22 protein-coding genes are annotated in these 21,746 nt (G+C 64.9%); 13 read left to right on the forward strand and 9 right to left on the reverse strand.

Features of this window, described 5'->3' with window-relative positions; translation table 11 throughout:
* The first annotated feature begins 7 nt into the window (after window positions 1-7).
* From AC1D1F_RS17375 to hpaI, 4 genes are all read left to right on the forward strand, one after another.
* Window positions 8-1,576, forward strand: coding sequence for a UxaA family hydrolase (locus AC1D1F_RS17375; RefSeq protein ID WP_477676349.1), 1,569 nt, complete (start codon window positions 8-10; stop codon window positions 1,574-1,576).
* Between the two features lie 150 nt (window positions 1,577-1,726).
* Window positions 1,727-2,728, forward strand: coding sequence for a Bug family tripartite tricarboxylate transporter substrate binding protein (locus AC1D1F_RS17380; protein ID WP_477676348.1), 1,002 nt, complete (start codon window positions 1,727-1,729; stop codon window positions 2,726-2,728).
* Window positions 2,729-2,732: 4 nt separating this feature from the next.
* Window positions 2,733-3,692, forward strand: coding sequence for an NAD(P)-dependent oxidoreductase (locus AC1D1F_RS17385; protein ID WP_477696480.1), 960 nt, complete (start codon window positions 2,733-2,735; stop codon window positions 3,690-3,692).
* Between the two features lie 54 nt (window positions 3,693-3,746).
* Window positions 3,747-4,550, forward strand: coding sequence for a 4-hydroxy-2-oxoheptanedioate aldolase (gene hpaI / locus AC1D1F_RS17390; protein ID WP_477676346.1), 804 nt, complete (start codon window positions 3,747-3,749; stop codon window positions 4,548-4,550).
* A gap of 23 nt (window positions 4,551-4,573) precedes the next feature.
* On the opposite strand, the gene amaB is transcribed toward hpaI, so the two are convergent.
* From amaB to AC1D1F_RS17405, 3 genes are read right to left on the reverse strand one after another with little or no spacing between them, the layout of a single operon-like run.
* The gene (gene amaB, locus AC1D1F_RS17395) at window positions 4,574-6,085 is read right to left on the reverse strand and encodes an L-piperidine-6-carboxylate dehydrogenase (protein WP_477676345.1); all 1,512 of its coding nucleotides are present in this window, start codon (window positions 6,083-6,085) and stop codon (window positions 4,574-4,576) included.
* Window positions 6,082-7,332: an aminotransferase-like domain-containing protein gene (locus AC1D1F_RS17400; protein ID WP_477676344.1), complete on the reverse strand. Its 1,251-nt coding sequence runs from the start codon at window positions 7,330-7,332 to the stop codon at window positions 6,082-6,084. The genes amaB and AC1D1F_RS17400 overlap by 4 nt, the downstream gene beginning before the upstream one ends.
* Window positions 7,329-8,357, reverse strand: coding sequence for a 2-oxoadipate dioxygenase/decarboxylase family protein (locus tag AC1D1F_RS17405; RefSeq protein ID WP_477676343.1), 1,029 nt, complete (start codon window positions 8,355-8,357; stop codon window positions 7,329-7,331). The genes AC1D1F_RS17400 and AC1D1F_RS17405 overlap by 4 nt, the downstream gene beginning before the upstream one ends.
* An 80-nt stretch (window positions 8,358-8,437) precedes the next feature.
* On the opposite strand from AC1D1F_RS17405, the gene AC1D1F_RS17410 reads away from it, so the two are divergent.
* The gene (locus AC1D1F_RS17410) at window positions 8,438-9,352 is read left to right on the forward strand and encodes a LysR family transcriptional regulator (protein WP_477676342.1); all 915 of its coding nucleotides are present in this window, start codon (window positions 8,438-8,440) and stop codon (window positions 9,350-9,352) included.
* Window positions 9,353-9,391: 39 nt separating this feature from the next.
* Here AC1D1F_RS17410 and AC1D1F_RS17415 read toward each other — a convergent pair whose 3' ends face one another.
* Complete coding sequence (locus tag AC1D1F_RS17415; protein ID WP_477676341.1) at window positions 9,392-9,676, reverse strand: hypothetical protein; 285 nt, start codon at window positions 9,674-9,676, stop codon at window positions 9,392-9,394.
* A gap of 53 nt (window positions 9,677-9,729) precedes the next feature.
* Entirely contained in the window at window positions 9,730-10,551 is an 822-nt protein-coding gene (locus AC1D1F_RS17420) for an IclR family transcriptional regulator (protein WP_477676340.1), read from the reverse strand.
* A 198-nt stretch (window positions 10,552-10,749) separates the two neighbouring features.
* On the opposite strand from AC1D1F_RS17420, the gene AC1D1F_RS17425 reads away from it, so the two are divergent.
* The 7 genes from AC1D1F_RS17425 to AC1D1F_RS17455 all read left to right on the forward strand — a co-directional run bounded on the left by AC1D1F_RS17425 (window position 10,750) and on the right by AC1D1F_RS17455 (window position 17,594).
* Window positions 10,750-11,820: an ABC transporter ATP-binding protein gene (locus tag AC1D1F_RS17425; RefSeq protein WP_477676339.1), complete on the forward strand. Its 1,071-nt coding sequence runs from the start codon at window positions 10,750-10,752 to the stop codon at window positions 11,818-11,820.
* Window positions 11,817-12,707, forward strand: coding sequence for an ABC transporter permease (locus AC1D1F_RS17430; RefSeq protein WP_477676338.1), 891 nt, complete (start codon window positions 11,817-11,819; stop codon window positions 12,705-12,707). Before AC1D1F_RS17425 ends, AC1D1F_RS17430 begins: the two co-directional genes overlap by 4 nt.
* A 114-nt stretch (window positions 12,708-12,821) precedes the next feature.
* A complete protein-coding gene (locus AC1D1F_RS17435) occupies window positions 12,822-13,616 on the forward strand; it encodes an ABC transporter permease (RefSeq protein ID WP_413329086.1) in 795 nt (264 codons plus the stop codon).
* Window positions 13,613-13,945: a (2Fe-2S)-binding protein gene (locus tag AC1D1F_RS17440; protein ID WP_477676337.1), complete on the forward strand. Its 333-nt coding sequence runs from the start codon at window positions 13,613-13,615 to the stop codon at window positions 13,943-13,945. Before AC1D1F_RS17435 ends, AC1D1F_RS17440 begins: the two co-directional genes overlap by 4 nt.
* Window positions 13,942-15,324, forward strand: a complete 1,383-nt coding sequence (locus AC1D1F_RS17445) for an FAD/NAD(P)-dependent oxidoreductase (protein WP_477696481.1) — start codon at window positions 13,942-13,944, stop codon at window positions 15,322-15,324. Before AC1D1F_RS17440 ends, AC1D1F_RS17445 begins: the two co-directional genes overlap by 4 nt.
* The gene (locus AC1D1F_RS17450) at window positions 15,321-16,478 is read left to right on the forward strand and encodes an NAD(P)/FAD-dependent oxidoreductase (RefSeq protein WP_477696482.1); all 1,158 of its coding nucleotides are present in this window, start codon (window positions 15,321-15,323) and stop codon (window positions 16,476-16,478) included. The genes AC1D1F_RS17445 and AC1D1F_RS17450 overlap by 4 nt, the downstream gene beginning before the upstream one ends.
* Before the next feature lie 51 nt (window positions 16,479-16,529).
* A complete protein-coding gene (locus tag AC1D1F_RS17455) occupies window positions 16,530-17,594 on the forward strand; it encodes an ABC transporter substrate-binding protein (protein WP_477677584.1) in 1,065 nt (354 codons plus the stop codon).
* A gap of 7 nt (window positions 17,595-17,601) precedes the next feature.
* Here AC1D1F_RS17455 and AC1D1F_RS17460 read toward each other — a convergent pair whose 3' ends face one another.
* From AC1D1F_RS17460 to AC1D1F_RS17475, 4 genes are all read right to left on the reverse strand, one after another.
* Window positions 17,602-19,647: a Tle-like phospholipase domain-containing protein gene (locus AC1D1F_RS17460; RefSeq protein WP_477696483.1), complete on the reverse strand. Its 2,046-nt coding sequence runs from the start codon at window positions 19,645-19,647 to the stop codon at window positions 17,602-17,604.
* A complete protein-coding gene (locus AC1D1F_RS17465) occupies window positions 19,644-20,300 on the reverse strand; it encodes a hypothetical protein (RefSeq protein ID WP_477677582.1) in 657 nt (218 codons plus the stop codon). Before AC1D1F_RS17465 ends, AC1D1F_RS17460 begins: the two co-directional genes overlap by 4 nt.
* Complete coding sequence (locus AC1D1F_RS17470; RefSeq protein ID WP_477677581.1) at window positions 20,297-20,953, reverse strand: hypothetical protein; 657 nt, start codon at window positions 20,951-20,953, stop codon at window positions 20,297-20,299. Before AC1D1F_RS17470 ends, AC1D1F_RS17465 begins: the two co-directional genes overlap by 4 nt.
* 121 nt (window positions 20,954-21,074) lie before the next feature.
* Window positions 21,075-21,344, reverse strand: coding sequence for a hypothetical protein (locus tag AC1D1F_RS17475; RefSeq protein ID WP_477696484.1), 270 nt, complete (start codon window positions 21,342-21,344; stop codon window positions 21,075-21,077).
* A gap of 202 nt (window positions 21,345-21,546) precedes the next feature.
* Here AC1D1F_RS17475 and AC1D1F_RS17480 point away from each other — a divergent pair, with 202 nt between their 5' ends.
* A complete protein-coding gene (locus AC1D1F_RS17480; RefSeq protein WP_477677579.1) occupies window positions 21,547-21,729 on the forward strand; it encodes a hypothetical protein in 183 nt (60 codons plus the stop codon).
* Window positions 21,730-21,746: the final 17 nt, after the last annotated feature.

Consider the following 21,746-nt stretch of genomic DNA (forward strand, 5'->3'; position numbering starts at 1 on the left):
CGGAACCATGACCGCCATTACCACCGCCACTACCACAGCCTTCACGGCATCCCCTGCCGCCAGCCCCCTGATCCGCCTGCACGCCAACGACAACGTGCTGGTCGCCAAAACCGCGCTGTCGCTGGGCCAGGAACTGCCCGGGACCGGCGCACGCGCGCGAGCGCAGGTGCCGGCGGGGCACAAGGTCGCGGCCTGCCGCATCGCGCAGGGCGAGCGCATCCTGAAGTACGACACGGTGATCGGCATGGCCGCTCGCGACATCGAGGCGGGCGACTACGTGCATTCGCACAATATGGCGCTGGTGGACTTTGAGCGCGACCCGGCCTTCGGCCGGGACGTGCGGCCGGTGGACTATGTGCCGGAAGCCGAGCGCGCCACCTTCATGGGTTTTGTGCGTCCGGACGGCCGCGTGGGCACCCGCAATTTCATCGGCATCCTGTCGTCGGTCAATTGCTCCGCCACCGTCATCAAGAACATCGCGGCCCACTTCACGCCGGAGCGGCTGGCGGCTTTCCCCCACGTGGACGGCGTGGCGGCTTTCGCGCAAACCAGCGGCTGCGGCATGTCTTCCCCCAGCGAACATTTCGACGTGCTGCGCCGCACCCTGGCCGGCTATGCGCGCCATCCCAACCTGGCCGGCGTGCTGATCGTCGGTTTGGGCTGCGAGCGCAACCAGGTCTCGTCGCTGGTGGAGTCGCAGGGCCTGGAGACCAGCAAACTCATGCGCACCATGGTGATGCAGGAGGTCGGCGGCACCCGCGCCACGATTGAAGCCGGCATTGCGGCCGTGCTTGAGATGCTGCCCGAAGCGAATGCGGCCAGGCGCCGGCCTGTGCCGGCGAGCCACCTGAAGATCGGCCTGGAGTGCGGCGGCTCGGATGGTTTTTCGGGCATCACGGCCAACCCGGCGCTGGGCGCGGCCATGGACATCCTGGTGTGCCACGGCGGCACCGCAATCCTGTCGGAGACCCCTGAAATCCACGGCGTCGAATACATGCTGACCCGCCGCGCCGTCACGCCCGAAGTGGGACAGAAGCTGCTGGACCGGCTGGCCTGGTGGGAAAAATACACGGCGGGCCACAACGCCCAGTTCAACGGCGTGGTCGGGCACGGCAACCAGGCGGGCGGGCTGGCCAACATCTTCGAGAAGTCCCTGGGCTCGGCCATGAAGGGCGGCACCACGCCGCTGCAGGCGGTCTACGAGTATGCAGAGCCGATCACCCAGAACGGTTTTGTCTTCATGGACTCGCCCGGCTACGACCCGGTGGCTTCGACCGGCCAGATCGCCAGCGGCGCCAACCTGATCTGCTTCACCACGGGCCGGGGCTCCATGTTCGGCTCCAAGCCGGCGCCCACGATCAAGCTGGCCAGCAATACACCCATGTTCAAGCGCCTGGAAGAAGACATGGACATCAACTGCGGCGCCATCCTGGACGGCGAGCTGGACGTCGCGCAGATGGGCCGGCGGATTTTTGAGGAGATCCTGCGCCATGCCTCCGGCGAGCCGACCAAGAGCGAGGCGCTGGGCCTGGGCGACCACGAATTTGTGCCCTGGCACCTGGGCATCGTCAGCTAGGGCCTTGAAACAAGCGCTGTTGGTGCTGGGCCCGCGCACCAGGTATCTCTGCCCGGGCCAGCCCGGGTGATCGGCCCGAAAAGGCCCTCAACGCTCTCGACCGCTTGAACCGTTTGAACCGTTTGAAAAATACATAAGGAGACAATGACCATGCCAACTTTTCCTCCCACCATTCGGCGGGCCACCCGCCGGATACTGCTGCTTGCCGCCCTGGCAGCTTGCGGGCTGAGCCCCGCGGCCTATGCGCAAAGCGACTATCCCAACAAGCCGCTGACCCTGCTGGTGCCTTACCCGGCCGGCGGCGCCAACGACGCGGTGGCGCGCCTGGTGGGGCTGAAGATGGGCGAGATCCTCAAGCAGCCGGTCATCATCGACAACCGCCCGGGCGCCGGCACCACCATTGGTACGGCGGCGGCGGCCAAGGCGGCTCCCGACGGCTACACGCTGGTGCTGGGCTCGCTGGCGAGCCACGCGGTCAGCCCTCACCTCTATGCCAAGCCCGGCTATGACGCCATCGCCGACTTCACCCCTGTGGGAACCATCGGTGTCGTGCCCATGGTGCTGATCGTCGCCAAAGAATCGCCTTATACCGACCTGCGTTCGCTGGTCGACGCCGCACGGCGCCAGCCGAACGCACTGAACTATGGTTCCGCCGGTAACGGCTCCCCGCTGCACCTGGCGGCCGAGCTGTTCAAGCAAAGCGCGAATATCCAGATCAACCATGTGCCCTACAAAGGCGGCAATGCCCACACCATGGACCTGATGGGCGGCCGGCTCGACATGATCCTGGATACCTTGACCAGCGCCGCGCCGCTGATCAAGGGCGGCAAGGTCCGGGCCCTGGCCGTCGCGGCATCCGCCCGGCTGTCCGAGCTGCCAGGCGTCCCCACCTTTTCGGAGGCGGGCTATCCCGGCTTTGAAGTCAACGCCTGGTATGCGCTGTACGCGCCCGCCAGGACCAGCAAAGAAGTCGTCGGCCGCCTCAATGCGTCGCTGGTGGCCGTGCTCAAACAGCCCGACGTCCTGGAGAAGTTCGGCAACCTGGGCGTGCGGACCCAGCCCGGCTCGCCGCAAGACCTGGCCCGCTTTACCCAGGACGAATGGAGCCGCTATGGCAAGGTCATTGCCGCCAACGGCATCCGCATAGACTGAAGGCATGGACTCCATTTTCCAGGTTCTCGTCACCGCTGCCCACTGGGCCCCGTCCGCGCAAGACATCGTGCGCGGCGCGGGCGGGCAGATCACCTTTTTACCCGACCCTGTTACCGAAGACGTGCTGGCCGCGCAACTGGCGGACACAGGCGCGCAGGCCGTGGTGTTGCGGGGCTCCAAGCCCATTTCGGCACGCGTTCTGGCTGCCGCCCCGGCGTTGAAGATCGTCGCCAAGAATGGAGCGGGCGTGGACAGCGTGGACCTGGCTGCCGCCCGCCAGCGCGGCGTGGCCGTCGCCGTGGCGCCCGCCGCCAATGCCGATGCCGTGGCCGAGCACGCGCTGGCGCTCATGCTCGCACTCACGCGGCAGTTGCCTTTGCTCGACGGCATGGTGCGCGGCGGCCGCTGGGCCGACAGCAGCTGGCAAGGGCGTGATTTCCGCGGCGCCGTGGTCGGCATTGTGGGTTACGGCAGCATAGGCCGCAGCACGGCGCGGCTCGCCGTCGCGCTGGGCGCCCGGGTGCTGGTGCTGCGCCCTCACGGGCAGGCCGACAGCCATGCGACCGAGCCCGACCTGGACCGCTTTCTGGCGCAGCTCGACATCCTGAGCCTGCATTGCCCGCTGACCGAACGCACGCGCGGCCTGATAGGCCGGCGCGAGCTGTCGCTCATGCGGCGCGGCAGCCTGCTCATCAACACGGCGCGCGGCCCCGTCGTGGACGAAGCGGCGCTGCTGGAGGCCTTGCAATCCGGCCACCTGGAGGGTGCCGGGCTGGACACCTTCGATACCGAGCCCCTGCCGGCCGGCCACCCGCTGCTGGCGCTGGCCAATGTGCTGCTCACGCCGCATGTCGCGGGCGTCACCCGCAACGCGGCGGCGCAAGTGGCCAACATCACCGCGCGTAACATCGTGGACTACCTGGCCACCGGCACCTTGCCCGCCCACCATCTGGTGGCGGGCTGAGCCGGCCCGGCGACTTCCTCTTTCATGGACTCTCCTGGACCCAACACTTGCGCCATGCCCGCCAATAATCCCTTCAAAACCGCTCTCGCCGCCCGCCGGCCCCAAGTCGGCTTGTGGCTTTCCATGGCCGATCCCTATCTGGCCGAGGTCAGCGCCACGGCCGGCTTCGATTGGCTGCTGATCGACGGCGAGCATGCGCCCAACGATTTGCGCAGCACGCTGGCTTCGCTGCAGGCCGTGGCGCCCTATCGCGCGCAGCCCGTGGTGCGCGCGGTGGCCGGCGAAGTGCCGCTGATCAAGCAGTTGCTGGACATAGGCGCGCAAAACCTGCTGATCCCCATGGTCGACACGGCCGAACAGGCACAGGCCATGGTCAGCGCTACGCGCTATCCGCCGCTGGGTATTCGCGGGGTCGGCAGCGCCGTGGGGCGTGCTTCGCGCTGGAGCGCGCGCACCGACTACCTCGATACGGCCGACGGCGAGGTCTGCCTGCTGGTGCAGGCGGAAACCGTGACTGCCCTGGGCAACCTGGAAGCTATCTGCGCGGTGGAGGGGGTGGACGGCGTTTTCATCGGCCCCGCCGACCTGGCCGCTTCCATGGGCCACCGCGGCAAGCCCGGCCACCCGGAGGTGCAGGCCGCGATCGAGCAGGCCATGAAAACCATCATCGCTTCGGGGAAGGCGGCCGGCACGCTGACTTCCGACCCGGCGCTGGCCAGGCGTTACCTCGCCCTGGGCTGCACTTTTGTGGCCGTCGGCGTTGACGTCCTGGTCTATGCCAACGCCGCCAGGCGCCTGGCTGCAGACCTTGTGCCCTCCGGTGCCGCGCAGCCGGCAGCACCCGGCGCGGCCTACTGAGGCCGCCCCTTGGGTTCTGACGCCTAGATCTCGAAGCGGATTCCCTGCGCCAGCGGCAGGCTGGATCCGTAGTTGACAGTGTTGGTGGCACGGCGCATATAGGCTTTCCAGGAATCGGATCCCGATTCACGTCCGCCGCCGGTTTCTTTCTCGCCGCCGAAGGCGCCGCCGATCTCCGCGCCGCTGGTGCCGATGTTGACGTTGGCAATGCCGCAGTCCGAGCCGCGCGCCGAGGTGAAGATTTCGGCCTCGCGCAGGTCCTGCGTGAAGACGGCCGACGACAGGCCGTGCACCACGGCGTTGTTCATCGCGATGGCATCCTCGAAATTGTCATAGGGCACGACGTAGAGGATGGGCGCGAAGGTCTCGTGCAGCATGGGGCCGGCCTGTTCCTTCAATTCCACGATGGCGGGGCGCACATAGTGGGCCGAACCTTCGCCGGGCTGTTTGTCGCCGAAGTGCACGGTGGCGCCCAGCTTCTTGGCTTCGGTCAGTGCCGACTGCATGGCCTCAAACGCGCGGCCGTCGATCAGCGGACCGACCAGCGTGCCGTCTTTGAGTGGATTGCCGATGGGCAGGCGTTCAAACACAGAGACCAGGCGTTTGACCAGCTCAGGATAAATGGAGCGATGCACGATGAGGCGGCGCAGGCTGGTGCAGCGCTGGCCGGCGGTGCCGGCCGCCGCGAAGGCCGCGCCGCGCACCACGAGTTCCAGGTTCGCCGAAGGGCAGACGATGGCCGCGTTGTTGCCGCCCAGTTCCAGCAGCGAGCGCTTGAACAGGCCGGCGCAGGCGATGGCCACGTTCTTGCCCATGGCGGTGGAGCCGGTGGCGCTGACCAGCTTGACGTGCGGATGTTTCACCAGCGCCTCGCCGGTGGCGCGTTCGCCGATCAGCAGCTCGCTGAGGCCTTGCGTCGCCAGGCCCAGCTCTTTGGCCGTCTGCAGCAGCAGGCCGTTGAGCGCGATGGCCGACAGCGGCGTCTTTTCCGAAGGTTTCCAGGCCAGCGTGTTGCCGCAGACCAGCGCCAGCGCGGCATTCCAGGCGAACACCGCCATCGGGAAGTTGAAGGCCGAGATGATGCCGACCACGCCCACGGGGTGCCAGGTTTCCAGCAGCTTGTGGTCGGGGCGCTCGCTGGCGATTGTCAGGCCGTAAAGCTGGCGCGACAGGCCGACCGCGAATTCGCAGATGTCGATGACCTCCTGTACTTCGCCCAGGCCTTCCTGCAAAATTTTTCCGGTCTCCAGCGAGATCAGCTGGCCCAGTTCGGCCTTGTGGCGGCGTACGGTTTCACCGAAGGCGCGCACCAGTTCACCGCGTTTGGGCGCGGGCACGTTGCGCCACTCAAGGAAACGCTGGTGCGCAGCGTTGAGCGCGCTGTCCACCTCGGCGGCGCTGTGCACGGCCACACGGGCCAACTGGCTGCCGTCGATGGGCGTGGCCACCGAGATGGCCGCGGTTGCCTTGCTGCCCAGCTCGGCGCTGAGGCCCAGGGCCTTGAAGAGGGATGAAACGTCGTTGGCGTGACTCATGATGAAGTCCTTTCGTGGGTGTCTTGAAATCCGTGTTGGGTGGCGAGTTGGCGCAGTCCGCGGCCCAGGCGTTCCGCGCCTTGCCGCAGTGCGTCCGGCGTGGGGTTGGCAAAACTCAGGCGCAGCCAGGGCTGAGCGCTGTTGCTGATGCTGAAGGCGGCGCCCGGCACCACCAGCACCTGGTGTTGAAGGCCGAAGTCCACCCAGGCCTGCGTGGGCAGCAAGGGCAGGGCGGCGCTGAGTTTTGCCCATATGAACATGCCGCCTTGCGGCTTGTCAAACTCAAGCAGGCCATCGCAGTGCGCGCGCAAGGCCTGGTCCAGCGCCCTGCCTTTGGCGGCATAGGCTGGGCGCAGATCCGCCAGGTGCGATGCCAGACGACCGGAAGCCAGCATGGCCGCCAGCGTCAATTGCTCCAGCGAACCGCTGTGCACGTCGGCCGCCTGCTTGGCCAGCACCACACCGCGCGCGATCTCGGCCGGCGCGAGCAGCACGCCCAGGCGCAGGGCCGGCGCGACCACCTTGGAGTAGCTGGTCATATACGCGACCTGTGCGGGCGAGCCGGCCTGCTGGTTCAATTGCGCAAGCGAAGGCGGCGGCGCTTCCTCAAACCAGAGTTCGCCATAGGGATCGTCTTCGATGAGGGTGACGTCGTACTGCGCGGCCAGTTCCAGCAGGCGCAGGCGCCGCGCCAGCGGCATCACGGCGCCGGTCGGGTTCGCGAAATTGGGCACGACGTAGAGCACGCGTGGGCGGTCGGCCTGCAGGATGGCTTCGAGCTTGTCGATGTCCATGCCTTGCGCATCGGTCGGCACTTCGACGAGGCGCGCGCCAGCGAAACGGAAGGCCTGCAGCGCCGCCGGGTAGTTGAAGGATTCCACCGCCACGCCTTCGCCGGGTTCAACCAGCACGCGCGCGAGCAAGTCGATGGCCTGCTGCGAACCGGTGGTGATCAACACGTCCGTCGCCTGCGCCGCCAGGCCGCGCTGTTGCAGCAGCGCCGCGCTGGCTTCGCGAAGCGCGGCCAGGCCTTCGGTGGCGCCGTACTGCAGGCTGCGGCCTTGCAGCTGGCCGGCCACTTCCAGCAGAGATTCGCGCAGCCAGTCGGCCGGCAGCAGCGCCGGGTCGGGGTGGCCGCCGGCCAATGACACCATGCCTTCGCGGCCGGCCAGTGCCAGCATGGCGCGTATCGGCGAGCCGCTGGCCTGCGCGTACAGCGGGCGCAGTGCCCCGCGCGCGTCTGTCATGCGCGGGCGGCCGTCATGCCGAAAATGCCAGTGGCATTGCCGGCGTCAAAGGCCAGGTCCAGGCGCGGCTGCACCGGGTCGTTGGCCGCGCCGGCGTTTTGCAGTTCGTCGCGTGTGATGAATTCGTAGAACGAGCCGGGCACTTCACGCGAGACGCGGCCTTCGGTGGTGATGAAGTCGCGCAGCACGCCGGCGGCGCGAAAAGCGGTTTGCCGCACGCGGCCGCTCGCCGAGACCTCGACCTTGTCCTTGATGGGCCGGCCCAGCGCGCGCTGGCGTTCAGCCACCGCATCGACATCGTCCACGCGGTCGGTCGCGTGGTTGAAGGCATTGCCTTCGGTGGAAATCCAGGCCATCTCTGCCGATTCGGCCAGCAGCAATTCGTAGTCGTCTATCGCGAACACGCCGTGCTGGCGGTCAAAGCACTGCAGCAGTTGCGGCAGCAGGCGCAGCGCTTGCGCCAGCGGCAGCACGCCGTCGCGCGTGAGCTGCTCCAGGTCGGCGACGTCCTGCGGGCCCAGCGGGTCGCGCGAGCTGGCCAGCACGCGCGTGACGGCGGACTGGAAGGGCGCGGAGAACTGCTCGGGGTGCAGCTCGGAGACAAAAAACTGCGCGATCTCTTCGGGGAAATCGCGGTGGCTGTAAGCCCGGCCTGTCATCTTGAGGCGCGGCAGCGGGTAGGTGCCCTGCAATTCAAAACCCAGCGGGCGCAGCACACGCGTGAAGGCTGCCTCGCCGGCCGGCAGCGCGCCGCTGGGCCAGCGCACGGTGCGCAGCGCGCCGTGGTCGAACACCACCTTGCGCTGCTGGCCCACCACGTCGCTCGCGATGTAGTCCTGCCCGGCCGGCACGCGCTGCACCAGGCCGTGGAACAGCGCCATATTGAGCGCCTGGGCCAGTTCCGCGCGACTCACGGTGCCGGAAGCGGCTTGCTGCAGGCCGGGATGAACGTACATCTGCTCATGGATTGTTTTGACGGCCTCAGGCGGAAGGCAGGTGGCGAGCAGCTTCTGGAGATGGGTCATTTCAGGGGTATTTATGCTGAAGAAGGCCGGATTTTCGGTAATTTCGGCAGCATGCACAAAGGATCAATTTCGATGGATGCATGAGCTATATTCATGCGATGCGCCGGAAAATCCCCTCCACCCAGGCCTTGCTGGCTTTTGAAGCGGCCGCCCATCGCGGCAGCTTCACCTTGGCGGCGCAAGACCTGTCGGTGAGCCAGAGCGCGGTCAGCCACCAGATCCTGGGGCTGGAGCAGGAGCTGGACGTGAGCCTGTTTCGCCGCCTGCCGCGCCAACTGGAGCTGACCGACGCGGGCCGCTCGCTGCTGGCGCGCGTCAGCCCGGCGCTGGACTCGCTGGAGGCCGCGATGCTGGACCTGGTCTCGTCCAAAGGTGAGGGCGGCACGCTGGAGCTCGGCGTGGTGCCGACGTTTGCGACCAAATGGCTGATCCCGCGCATGCCGTCTTTCCTGAAGGCGCATCCGCATGTGACCTTGAACCTGGCGACGCGCCTGCAGCCTTTTGATTTTTCGCTGACGGGACTGGACGCCGCCATCCATTACGGCCGGCCCGACTGGCCGGGCACCGAGTCCGAATACCTGATGGGCGAAGACAGCGTGGTGGTGTGTAGCCCGGCCCTCATCAAGAAACGCCAACTCCGCAAGCCGGCCGACGTGCTGAACTTCACCTTGATCCACCAGAGCACACGCCCGCACGCCTGGCGCGACTGGTTCCAGCTGGCCGGCATGGACGAGACGCAAAGCGCCGGCACCGGCCCCAAGTACGAGCTGTTTTCCATGATCGCGCAAGCGGTGAAGGCTGGCCTGGGGCTGGCCGTGTTGCCGCGCTTCCTGGTGGCCGACGACATTGCCGACGGCACGCTGGCCGTGCCCTTTGATCTCTCGCTGAGTTCGGACTTCGCCTACTACCTGGTCTGGCCCTCACAGAAAACCAGTTGGCGGCCCTTGGTGCAGTTACGAGAATGGCTGCGTGAGCAATCGGCTTCGTTGAAGTGAACGAACGGCGAGCAGGTCGCCGCGTGCCTGAGCCGGTCTTTAATCGGCTTTCTTTCCCGATGTCCATAACTGCACGAGGCCGAGCATCAGCAGCAGCGTCCCCAGGGCCATCCAGATGCCGACAAGTCCACGCGGCCCCATCACCTCGAAAGCCCAGGTTTGTGTCCAGGCCCATTTACCCATAAAGGGCGGAATGGAAGGTGTGAGCCATTCCGCCCAGGCCAGGCAAAACGAGATCGCCGCAAGCCCCAGCTTGAAGACAGCCCGTTCTTTGACTGAAAGGATCGCACGTTGCTTCTTGGCGAGTTCGTTGTCGTTATCCATGAGGTCTGTCCATTCTTGGTGGAGTGGAGAAGGATTGCAACTTCAAGAGTGTCTCAGGCCTTGTCGGCCGGCGCCAGACTTTGAGCCGGCCTTCGCAATGTGCTGTCAAAAGGATTGATCTGCGCGCCTATGGCGGCGGCTTCGCGCTTGAGCAATTCCACCACCGTGGGCAGGCGGTCCGGACTCAGGCGTGAGGAAATCGTGCCGACGCTGAGGGCGGCGACGGCGCGGCCCTCGCGGTCCAGCACCGGCACGCCGACACCGGCCATGCCGTCCAGCAGATTGGTGTTGCGCCCGGCGTAGCCGAGTTCACGCACGCGTTCGATCTCGGTGCGCAGGTAGACCTCGTCATAGACGCCGAACTCGCGCACGCGGGGCAGGTTGTAGCGGATCACTTCCTCGCGCTCGGTCTCGGGCAGGAAGGCCAGGATCGCCAGGCTGCCCTGGCCCATGCCCAGTGCCACGCGCCCGCCGATGTCGCCGGTGAAGGAACGTATCGGGAAGGGCCCCTCGCTGCGGTCCAGGCAGACCGCGTCAAAGCCGCTGCGCACCAGCAAAAAGATGGTGTCGCCGAGGCTGGCGCACAGGCGCAGCATGGACGGCCGGCACAGGCCGCGCAGGTCCATGGAGTTGCCGGCCTGGGCCGCCAGCGCGAAAAATTCGATGCTCAGCCGGTACAGCTTTGAGGCCGGGTCCTGCTCCACCACGCGCTCGGCCACCAGGCTTTGCAGGATGCGGTGGGTGGTCGCCTGGGTCAGGCCCGTGGCCTTGGCGACGTGGGTGATGCGCCCGCCCTTGGCCTGGGTCGCGGTCAGTGCCCGGATGATGGAAAAGGCGCGCTGCACGCTGCTGGAGCTATTGTCTTCGTCTTTCACGGCCTCTCCTTTGGCGGAATTAGTGTTGCCTTAAGTGTATATAAATTCCATTAAGCGGAATAAATCAAATAAACATATCTCTATACGGAATAACCTATTGACGATTTTTTATGACATGCCCTAGCATGAATGTCATCAAGGTGTCATCGCAAAGCATGTTGCGGCGCTGGCCACCCCCTTGTTGCAGAGGTGCTTCCCATGTCCTTTTTGACCCTGGCGAACGTGAACAAGTCCTATGGCGCGACCCGCGCCGTGGCCGACATGAACCTGTCGGTGGACAAGGGCGAATTTGTCTCGCTGCTGGGCCCCTCGGGCTGCGGCAAGACCACCACCCTGCAGATGATCGCGGGCTTTTGTGAGGTGACGTCGGGGCAGGTCACGCTGGACGGCCGCGACATCACGCATGCCAAACCCAATTCGCGCGGCCTGGGCATTGTGTTCCAGAGTTATGCGCTGTTCCCGCACATGAGCGTTTACGACAACGTGAGCTTCGGCCTGGAGATGCGGCGCGTCGACAAGCAGGAGCGCGCCGAACGCGTGAAGGCCGCGCTCGCACTGGTGCACCTGGAGGCGCACGCCGGCCGTTACCCACGCGAGCTTTCGGGCGGACAGCGCCAGCGCGTGGCCCTGGCCCGCGCACTCGTCATCGAGCCGCCCGTGCTGCTACTGGACGAGCCGCTGTCCAACCTGGACGCCAAGCTGCGCGAGGAAATGCAGTTCGAGCTGCGGCAGATCCAGCGCAAGGTCGGCACCACCACGGTGATGGTCACGCACGATCAGACAGAGGCCATGTCCATCAGCGACCGCGTGGTCGTCATGGAGGCCGGCCGCGTGACACAGATCGACCAGCCGCACCGGCTCTACGAACATCCGCAGACCCGCTTCATTTCAAGTTTTGTCGGCAAGGCCAATCTGCTGGAAGGCCGTGTGACGGCCGCTGGCCCCTGGGCCACGGTGAAGGTCGGCGGCAATGTGCCGCTGGAGGTCGAGGCGCCCGGCGTGTCCGAAGGCGACGCCGTGGTGCTGAGCCTGCGCCCCGAAAAAATCCGCCTGGTGCCCGAAGCCCAGGGCCGCATAGGCGGCACGGTGAATGAGCGCTTTTTCCTGGGCAGCCAGTGGCTGTACCAGGTGTCCACCGCCGCCGGCCTGCTTGCGGTGGTCTCCCCCAATGACGGCAGCGCGCCGGCCGAAGAGGGCGCCAACGTGGGCCTGGACTGGACCGCGCAGCAGGTGCGCCTGCTACCCGGCACGTTAGGAGCGCCGGCATGAGCAGCGCCGCCCTGGTGCAGGCAACTGCGCCGGCCCGGGCCAGCGCCTCGCGTGCACCCTGGCTGCTGTCGGCGCCGGTCTTCACGCTGTTCGCCTGCCTGCTGCTGGTGCCGCTGGCGCTCACCGCCGTGCTGTCCTTCCAGGTCTTCGACCACGCCACCGGCGTCAAGAACAGCTTCACGCTGGCGCACTACGCCGCCGTGCTGACGGACGATTACTACCACGGCATCTTCTGGCGCACGCTGTGGATTTCGGCGCTGACCACGCTGATCTGCGTGCTCGTGGGCGCGCCCGAAGCCTATGTGCTGAGCCGCATGCGCAGCCCCTGGCGCTCGATTTTGCTGCTGGTGGTGCTGGCGCCGCTGCTGGTCTCGGTGGTGGTGCGCGCTTTCGGCTGGAGCATGCTGCTGGGCCCCGAAGGCGTGGTCAACCAGGTGATGCGCGCTGTCGGCCTGCCGTCCATGCGCATCCTCTACACCGAGGCGGCCGTGGTCATCGCGCTGGTGCACGTGATGTTGCCTTTTATGGTGATCCCGGTGTGGACCTCGCTGCAAAAGCTGGACCCGGGCGTGGAAGACGCGGCGCTGTCGTTGCAGGCCTCGCACTTCACCACCTTGCGCCGCATCATCTTTCCGCAGGTGCTGCCGGGCATTTTGTCGGGCAGCCTGATCGTCTTCGGCCTGAGCGCCAGCGCCTTCGCGATCCCGGGCCTGCTGGGCGGGCGCCGCCTGAAGATGGTGGCCACCGTGGTCTATGACGAATACCTGCACGAACTCAACTGGCCGCTGGGCGCGGCCATCGCGCTGACTTTGCTGCTGGCCAACCTGGCCATCATGCTGAGCTACAACCGCGTGCTGGAGCGCTCCTACAAAAAGTCCTTGGGGTAATTCCATGCCTACTTCAGTCCGATACGTCGTTGCCCCGCCTTGCCGTGCTGTAGCACTGTCTGCGGCGGTGCGCCTAGTCTCGAACTGAATTAGACATGGAATAGAAAGTCAAACATGTCCAAAAACGGTCCCCTCGCGCTGCTCTTCAATGCGCTGGTCATCACCTTCATGCTGGCGCCGCTGGTCATCGTCTGCGTCGTGGCGTTCACGCCCGGCAACACGCTGGCCATCCCGACCACGGAGTTTTCGCTGCGCTGGTTCCGCGCGGTGTTCGCGCATTCGGACTTTGTGCAGTCCTTCAAGAACAGCCTCTGGCTGGCTGCGATTTCGGCCACGCTGGCGACGGTGCTGGCCGTCCCGGCCGGACTGGCGATCGCGCGCCACAGCTTTCCGGGCCGCGATTTCCTCAACGGCCTGTTCCTGTCGCCGCTGATCATTCCGCACCTGGTGCTGGGTGTCGCGCTGCTGCGTACCTTCTCCCTGATAGGCGCGACCGGCAGCTTCTTCTGGCTGGCGCTGGCGCACGTGGTCATTATCACGCCCTATGTGTTGCGCCTGGTGCTGGCGTCGGTGGAGGGCAGCGACCGCAGCGCCGAACAGGCGGCCCTGTCGCTGGGTGCGAGCCAGGCAACCGTGTTCACCCGTGTCACGCTGCCCATGATTTTGCCCGGCGTCACCGGCGGCTGGCTACTGGCCTTCATCAACAGCTTTGACGAAGTGACCATGTCCATCTTCGTCACCGCGCCCTCGACCGTGACCTTGCCGGTGCGCATGTATATGTATGCGACCGAGTCCATAGACCCGCTGATGGCCGCTGTCTCGGCGCTCATGGTGGCGCTCACGGCGGTGGCCATGCTGGTGCTGGACCGCATCTACGGCCTTGACAAGATTCTCGTGGGACACAAATGAAGCCATCCGCCGCCCCCCCCGGCCTTGCCGAACCACGCGGGCCCTTGCTCCAGCGCCTGGCCGAAGGCGGCCGCAAGCCCGTGGGTTTTGTGCTCAATGGGCAGCCGCTGACGGCGCTGGCCGGCGACACCGTGCTGACGGCGGTGCTCACGCACAGCGCGCGCCTGCGCTTCAGCGAATTCAGCGGCGAACCGCGCGCCGGCTTCTGCCTGATGGGCGCCTGCCAGGACTGCTGGGTTGCCACCGAATCGGGCAAGCGCTTGCGCGCCTGCGGCACCTTTATCGAAGAAGGCATGCGGCTGGTGACCGGCGCGGAGGGCCTGACATGAACGTGCAGCCCGTGATTGTGGGGGCCGGCCCGGCCGGCGTACGCGCCGCCCAGGCGCTGGTGACGCACGGCCTGCGTCCGGTGGTGGTGGACGAGGCGCCGCGCTGGGGCGGGCAGATCTACCGCCAGCCGCCCGTGGGTTTCACGCGGGCGAAAGAGGCGCTCTATGGTTTTGAAGCCGGACGTGCCGATGCGCTGCACGGCGCCATGGCCGGCATCCTGGACAAAGTCGATTACCGGCCCGACACCCTGGTCTGGAGCGCCGAAGGCAGCAAGCTCGATCTGCTCCACCACGGGGCCATGAGCACTTTGCCCTACAGCCACCTCATCGTCGCCACCGGCGCGACGGACCGCGTGCTGCCGTTTCCGGGCTGGACCTTGCCCGGCGTCTACACACTGGGCGCCGCGCAGGTGGCACTCAAATTCCAGGGCTGCGCGATAGGCTCGCGTGTGGTGTTTGCCGGCACCGGGCCGCTGCTGTATTTGATCGCCTACCAGTATGCGAAGGCGGGCGCCAACGTTGTGGCAGTGCTCGACACGGCAGGCTTCGCGGGCAAAGCCGCCGCCGTTCCTGCCATGCTGCGCCAGCCGGCGCTGCTGGCCAAGGGCCTGTATTACCTGGGCTGGCTGCGCGCGCATGGGGTCGCGGTGCACCAGGGCGTGGAGCTGGTCCGCGCTGAAGGCGGCGAGCGTGTGCAGGCCATGCATTGGCGCAAGGCCGGCCGCGAACACCAGATTGCTTGCGACGGCGTGGGCTTTGGCTACGCGCTGCGTTCCGAGACGCAGCTGGCCGACCTGCTGGGTTGCCGCTTTTCTTATGACGGCCTGCAGCGCGGCGCGCTGCCCGAGCGCGACGCCGTGGGGCGCTCCAGCGTGGCCGGTGTCTACCTGGCCGGCGACGGCGCCGGCATCATGGGCGCGGACGCCGCCGAGTGGGCCGGCGAACGCGCTGCCCTGGCGCTGCTCGCGGACACCGGGCACCGGATCGACCTCCCGCGCGCGGCCTGGCTGGAGCGGCAGCTGGCGCGCACCGCGGCCTTCCGCCAGGGGCTGGAGCGGGCCTTTCCGTTTCCGGTGCATTGGGCCGCCAATGCACCCGACGAGCTTGTGGTCTGCCGCTGCGAGGAAATCACGGCGGGTGAATTGCGCCGCTGCGTGGCCGACACCGGCGCGCGCGAGATGAACCGCCTCAAGGCGTTGACGCGGGTCGGCATGGGCAGATGCCAGGGCCGCAGTTGCGGCGTGGCGGCGGCCGAGATCCTCGCGCAGGCCTGCAGCGTGCAGCCCGATGCCGTGGGCCGGCTGCGCGGGCAGTCGCCCATCAAGCCGCTGCCGTTTTCGGCCGCGGCCGCACCGGCGCTGCAGCAGGAGGCCGCATGATGGAACGCATCACGGCCGACGTGGCGATTGTGGGCGGCGGCATCATGGGTGCGTCGGCCGCGCTGTTTTTGCGCCGCATGGGCTTTTCGGTCGTGCTGCTGGAGCGCGACCTCTGCGGTTCGCGCTCCAGCGGCGTGAACTACGGCGGCGTGCGCCGCCAGGGCCGGCCGCTGAGCCAGCTGCCGCTGTCGCAGCGCGCGCAGGGCCTGTGGGCGCGCCTGCCCGAACTCATAGGCATAGACGGCGAATACATCCAGTCCGGCCATCTCAAGATCGCGCGCAGCGAGGCCGACCTGGCTTCGCTTGAAAGCTACCGCGAGCGCACGCAGGGCTGGGGCATGGACTTGCAGATGCTGTCCACGCGCGCCCTGCGCGAGCGCTGCCCCTGGCTGGGCCGGGCCGCCGTCGGCGCCTCGCTGTGCCCCGGCGACGGCCAGGCCAACCCGCGCCTGGTGTCGCCGGCCTTCGCGCTGGCCGCGCGCAACCTGGGCGCCCACATCCGCGAGCAGACCCGTGTGGACGAGGTCGCGCACGACGGCGAGCTGTTTGTGCTGCGCTCGGGCGAGGTGCTGGAAGTGCGCGCCAAACATTTGCTCAACTGCGCCGGCGCCTGGGCCGACCGCATTGCCGCGCAATTTGGCGAGACCGTGCCCATGGAGGCCGGCCACCCCGAGATGGCGGTGACCGAGCCCTTGCCCGCGTTCATGGACCTGAGCCTGGGCGTGGAGGGCGGCGGCATCTACGCGCGCCAGGTGGCGCGCGGCAACTGCGTCATCGGCGGCGGCCGGGGTTATGCACTGGACGAGCAGCGCGCCCGAGCGCAGCGCAGCGGCCTGTCCGGCCTGATGCAGCAGACCGTCGAGCTGCTGCCGGCACTGAAAAACGCCCACATCATTCGCACCTGGAGCGGCACCGAGGGCTACCTGCCGGACCGACTACCGGTGCTGGGCCCTAGCGCCACCACACCGGGCCTGATTCATGCATTCGGTTTTGCCGGCGGCGGTTTCCAGTTGGGGCCGGGTGTCGGCGCGGTGCTGGCCGACCTGGTCTGCGAAGGCCGCAGCGCCACGCCGATTGAGGCTTTTTCGATTGAACGTTTTCCTTCAAGCCCGCGTGCGGCAACCACCGGGCCTGCCTCTTCCGCCGTTGTCTAGCCATCTTCCTTTCACTGCCATTTCTTTCACCCACGCCACCAGGAGCTTTCCATGAACACCTCCCCACGATTCCTGACCGCCCGCGCCACCGCGGTGTCGCTTGCCGTTATTGCCGGCCTGGCCGGCGGCAACGCCATGGCCCAGGCCAAGACGCTGTACATCGGCATGAACGGCGGCACCATGGAAAAAACCTATACCGAACACGTCTTCGGCGCGTTTGAGAAAGCCAACAACGTCAAGGTCGTGGTCGTGCCCGGCACCTCCTCGGACATCCTGGCCAAGGCGCAGGCCAACAAGGACAACCCGCAAATGCACGTGATGTTCCTGGATGACGGCATCATGTACCGCGCCATCGGCATGGGCCTGTGCGAAAAAATGCAGGCCGGCCCGGCGCTGAACGATTTGTTCCCGACCGCGCGCTTCAAGGGCGACATGGCCGCCGGCGTCAACATCGGCATGACCGGCATCGCCTACAACAAGAAGATGTTCACCGAAAAGGGCTGGGCGCCGCCGACCTCGTGGATGGACATGGCCAATCCCAAGTACAAGGGCAAGGTGGTGTTCCAGTCGCTGTCCTCGTCGACCTTCGGCCTGCACGGCTTTCTGCTGTTCAACCGCATCCAGGGCGGCAGCGACAAGAACGTGGAGCCCGGCTTCAAGGCCTGGCCCACGACCATAGGCCCCAATGTGCTCGAGTACATCCCGAGCTCCGCCAAGCTCGCTGAAATGGTGCAGACCGGCGAGGCCGCGATGTTCCCCCTCACGCCCACGGCAGTCGGCGTGCTCAAAGACAAGGGCCTGCCCGTGGAATACGTGCAGCCCAAGGAAGGCTCGGCCGTGCTGACCGTCGGCGAATGCGTGATCGCCAAAAACAGCGAACCCGCGCTGGCCCACAAGCTGGCCCAGTACCTGCTGTCGCCCGAAGCCCAGGCCGCTGCACTCGAGTTCGGCGACCAGATCCCGTCCAACCCCAAGACCAAGGCTTCCGGCAAGGCCGCCGCGCTGGTGACCCAGATGAACGAGTACATGAAGACCGCCATCGCTGTGGACTGGGACGTGATCAACGAAAACCGCCCGGCCTGGAATGCGCGCTGGAACAAGACGGTCGAGCGCTGATTCTTCTTTAATGCCAGCTGGCCGCAATCACCGGGGCCAGCTGGGCCGCATAGGCGGCCGGCAGGTCCGTCTGCCCCATCGACGGCGGGGCAAATGAGGCCATGGCCTGCACCAGGATCTCGGCATCGGAATCCCGCAGCATCTTGCCGTCGCTGAGCCTGATCTGCTCGACATGGTGGGTGCTGCCGAGGTACCAGTCCTGCACGGCGGCCTTGTCGGCGCTACCGATGATGTTGATTTCCAGGTCATTGCCGATGCGGCGCGTCCAGAGCTGGCTGGCATTGATCTCCGCACCGAAAGACAGCACATCAATGGTGTCCGGTGTCGCATCGTTCTCCACAATGCGGTCTTCTCCCATGCCCCGGCCAGCCTGATAGGTGTCGCCGCCATGGCCGCCCGCGAGAGTGTTGTTGCCGTCTTTCGTGATGCGCAAGCTGCGATCGGCGCCGTTGCCCGCCAGCGCGAAGGTGTAACCCTGTTCCCCGTTTCGCCAGACGTTCTCCAGCCCCTCCACCTTCTTGCCGCCTTGCAGTGTGCCGCCGTCCACCAGGATGCGGCCCAGGCCGTCGCTGTCCACGATGGTGTCGGAACCGAATGCGCCTGAAAATTGGTAGGTGTCGACGCCGCCACCGCCCGCAAGCATGTCAACACCCGCGCTGCCGTCCAGGGTGTCATTGCCCTGGCCTGCGTACAAGGTGTCGGCGCTGCTGCCCCCGGTCAATGAGTCGCCGCCGGCGCCACCGATGAATATCTGCGTTTTGCTGCCGTCCCTGGCTGCCGCTGTGGCGCCCTCACTTCCGATGACGACATTCCATTGGTCGTAATTGACGACTTCGGCAAAAGTCCCGTGTGCGCGGGCAATAGGGCTCAGCCAGGGATCCACGTAACGTACGGCTTTGTTCAGCGCACCGTCCAGGCCTGCGCCTTGAGCCGAGGTGTATTGCAGCAGGTTCCCGGTCTGGGTGAAGAATTCCTGGCCTGCATAGTTTCTGCCTTGCCAGAAATACCACTCGATGCTCTGGGCGGTCAGGGCGTCTTGCGCGGCCCGGTTCAGGCCGGCCATATTGGTGCCCATTTTTTGCAAGTCATTGGCGAAGTGGCTGAGCATGGCATTGGGGGCAGTTTCCGCTATACCAACTTGATTGCGGTTGAGCTTGACAAGAAAATCCTGCTCTTTGCCGGTGATCAGATCTACGGCATAGAAAGTTCTGTCAAATATCAGCGGCAAGGCACCCGTCAAGGTAGCGGACCATTTGTTAAAGGTCGGGCTCATCAAACCCGCGGCGTGCAAATCAATGCTGTGCTTGGAGGTCATGCCCAGTTCGGTTTCACCGGCGGTGAATAGCGATGTGCGTGTGCCCGAGGTTTCAATAAAAGGCAAGAGGAAGAGCGTTTTTTCCAGTATCTCGCCTTTGACGGCCCAGGCCTGGACCTTGGCCGAACGCGCGGTGTAGTCGCCGCCTGGACTGAAGTCGGCCAGGGCTTCCGGAATGCCGACCAGATGAGGGTCGGCCAGTGCATTGGCAAAAAGCTTGGCCCTGATGGCGGCCAGCGGCCCCAATACGCCCAGGACATATTGCGTGGGATCGGCGGACTTGCCAAACGGCGCGGGCGCAAACACCTTGGCGGGCCGATCAAAATACACGGCCATCATGGCGGCCAGGCCGCCACCCAGGCTGTGTCCGGTAAAGGTGATGTTGTTGCCGAGGTCGGCGGCAACCCTTTGGTACAGCTCTGCCGCGGCAATCGCTTGCGGGCCCAGCAGGCCGACAGCCAAAGGCATATTGCCCGCGAACCAGTCGCCGGCTTGCCCCGCGCCTGAACCACCAAACTGCGTGCCCGCGTAGGCGATCACGATTTCGCCCGTCACGTCCCGATAGACGCGGGCGCTAAACCCACTGCCGGGAAAGCTGGCATTGGCGCCAGACCCTGAAATGGCGTATTTGGTTAACTCGGTCCAACCGGGCGGGATGGGGGAATAGTTTCCCCTAAATTCCCTGGCGTCTCTATAGGCGTCGCCCGACAACAATGCATACTCGAATGGTTGTGTCACTTTGAGCCCCCTATTTCTTTGGTGGATGTAGAAGGGCTGCTTGGAATTGCAGCGCCCTCTGGCGGATGGCAAGTGTTGATATGACCATAGCTAAGGGGATGTCTTATCAACCAATCCTCTTTATCCCTTAGCGATATGCGTCGCTCGTGAAATTGGGCATGCTCAGCGGCTATGCCGTATAGCAACATGTTTGGCATGCGAATTGCCTGCGGCAAGTCATGTATCCGAATGGGAACAAATTGAGTACCTGCAAGCTTCGCAACTTTGTCGCAACCACCCCAGCGATAGAGTCCCCAGTTTTGTCCCGGTATTTCCTCGGAGCGGTAATAAGGTGCCCCTCGCAGCGTGACGTACCATGCGCCTTCATGCTGATCAAGAAGGGAGAGCCTATGCCCTTTGAATAGCTGATTGACCTTGCCGCTTGGTCCGCCGGCATCAAACGTCAGCGTCGTATCTCTCGAAATGATGCTTCCTCCGTATCGTGTGAACCCTTGGCTGAGGCGTTCATAGGTGCGCTTCAAATGCACAACGATCACGCGCCCATCGTGCAGTTGCACTTCTTCATCCCATTCAAGATCAAACCACCGGTCATACAGGCAGCCGCTCAGCAATGGAGAGGATGTCACTGCAACCAGCAAGGCTCGACGGTTCATGCCGGCCCCCCTGCTTTTTTGATCGACATAGAAGGCTCGGCTGAGTTCGCAGTTCCCTCTGGCGGGCGGCAACTGCTGATATGACCATAGCTAAGGGGATGTTTTATCAACCAATCCTCTTTATCCCTTAGCGATATGCGTCGCTCGTGAAATTGGGCATGCTCAGCGGCTACGCCGTATAGCAACATGTTTGGCATGCGAAATGCACGCGGCAAATCGTGGATCTGGATGGGGGTAAATTGAGTACCCACAAGCTTCGCTACCTCATCGCAATCACCCCAGGCATAGCGCCCCCAGTTTTGTCCCGGTATTTCCTCGGAGCGGTAATAGGGCCCCCCTCGCAGCGTCACGTACCATGCGCCTTCATGCTGATCAAGGAGGGAAGGGCTATATCCTTTGAATAGCTGAGTGACCTTGCCGCTTGTTTCGCCGGCATCAAACGTCAGCGCCGTATCCCTTGCCATGATGACCCCGCCGTACCGTGTAAAGCCTTGATGAATGCGTTCGTAGGTATTCTTCAAATGCACAACGATCACGCGTCCATCGTGCAGTTGCACTTCTTCATCCCATTCGAGATCAAACCGCCGGTCATACAGGCAACCGCTCAGCAATGGAATGGATGTCGCGGCAAGCAGCATGGTTCGGCGGTTCATGCCGGGACTCCTGTTTTTCTTATGCTGTTCCAGCCCAAAAGCATCAAGTTGTTGGAGCAAGCAGCCAACTGCGCTGCAACAAACAGGGAAACCGACAGTCGCGACAGCCCCCTGAAGCAGTTCATTGCAATCCCTTGCGGTCTGTGGCGAGGCTATTCGCCGGAATACCGCTTCCCTGGGCTTTGTGTTCGCTCCGCGCCCCAGGTGCTCCAGGTCCGGTGGTTTTGCCAGCCAAATGGAGCAATGGCATCGTCACAAAGAGCACAAACAACAGGAATTTCAGCAGCATGCGCATCGGCCGGTCGGGTATCAGGTTGCCGATTTTTTCAACCGGCCAAGTGCACAGGATGATCCAGGCCACCATCGCGATGAGAAGAAGAATCTCTTTCATCGATTGCTTTTGTTTTGGAGGAGATCAAGCATGTCTTGCCATGCCGTCAACTGCTGATTGAAATGAACCACACCCTCTCCTTGTTTTGCGTTAGTCGCTGGACTGTAAGGAGATGCAGGGAAAGACGCCAATAGCGTTTAAACATGCCTGCATACACATCTCTCATAGGGTGAATGGACACAAACCGCACGTGAAAATGACCATGAACATCACCATGAACATGATGATGAACACAGACGAGGCATGGACATCCAAGGCTCTTCCCGCGAGACCTCGCGTAAAGAAAGATGCGGGATTGAATGCAGAGGGAGCTTGCGTGCTCAGGCGCAAAACGCAAAACGCAAAACCAGAGGCCCGCCTGCCGCGCCTTCCCGGGCTTGTCTGAAAAAACGCTGCTGCGCC

Source organism: Polaromonas sp. P1_H6 (assembly GCF_056405195.1).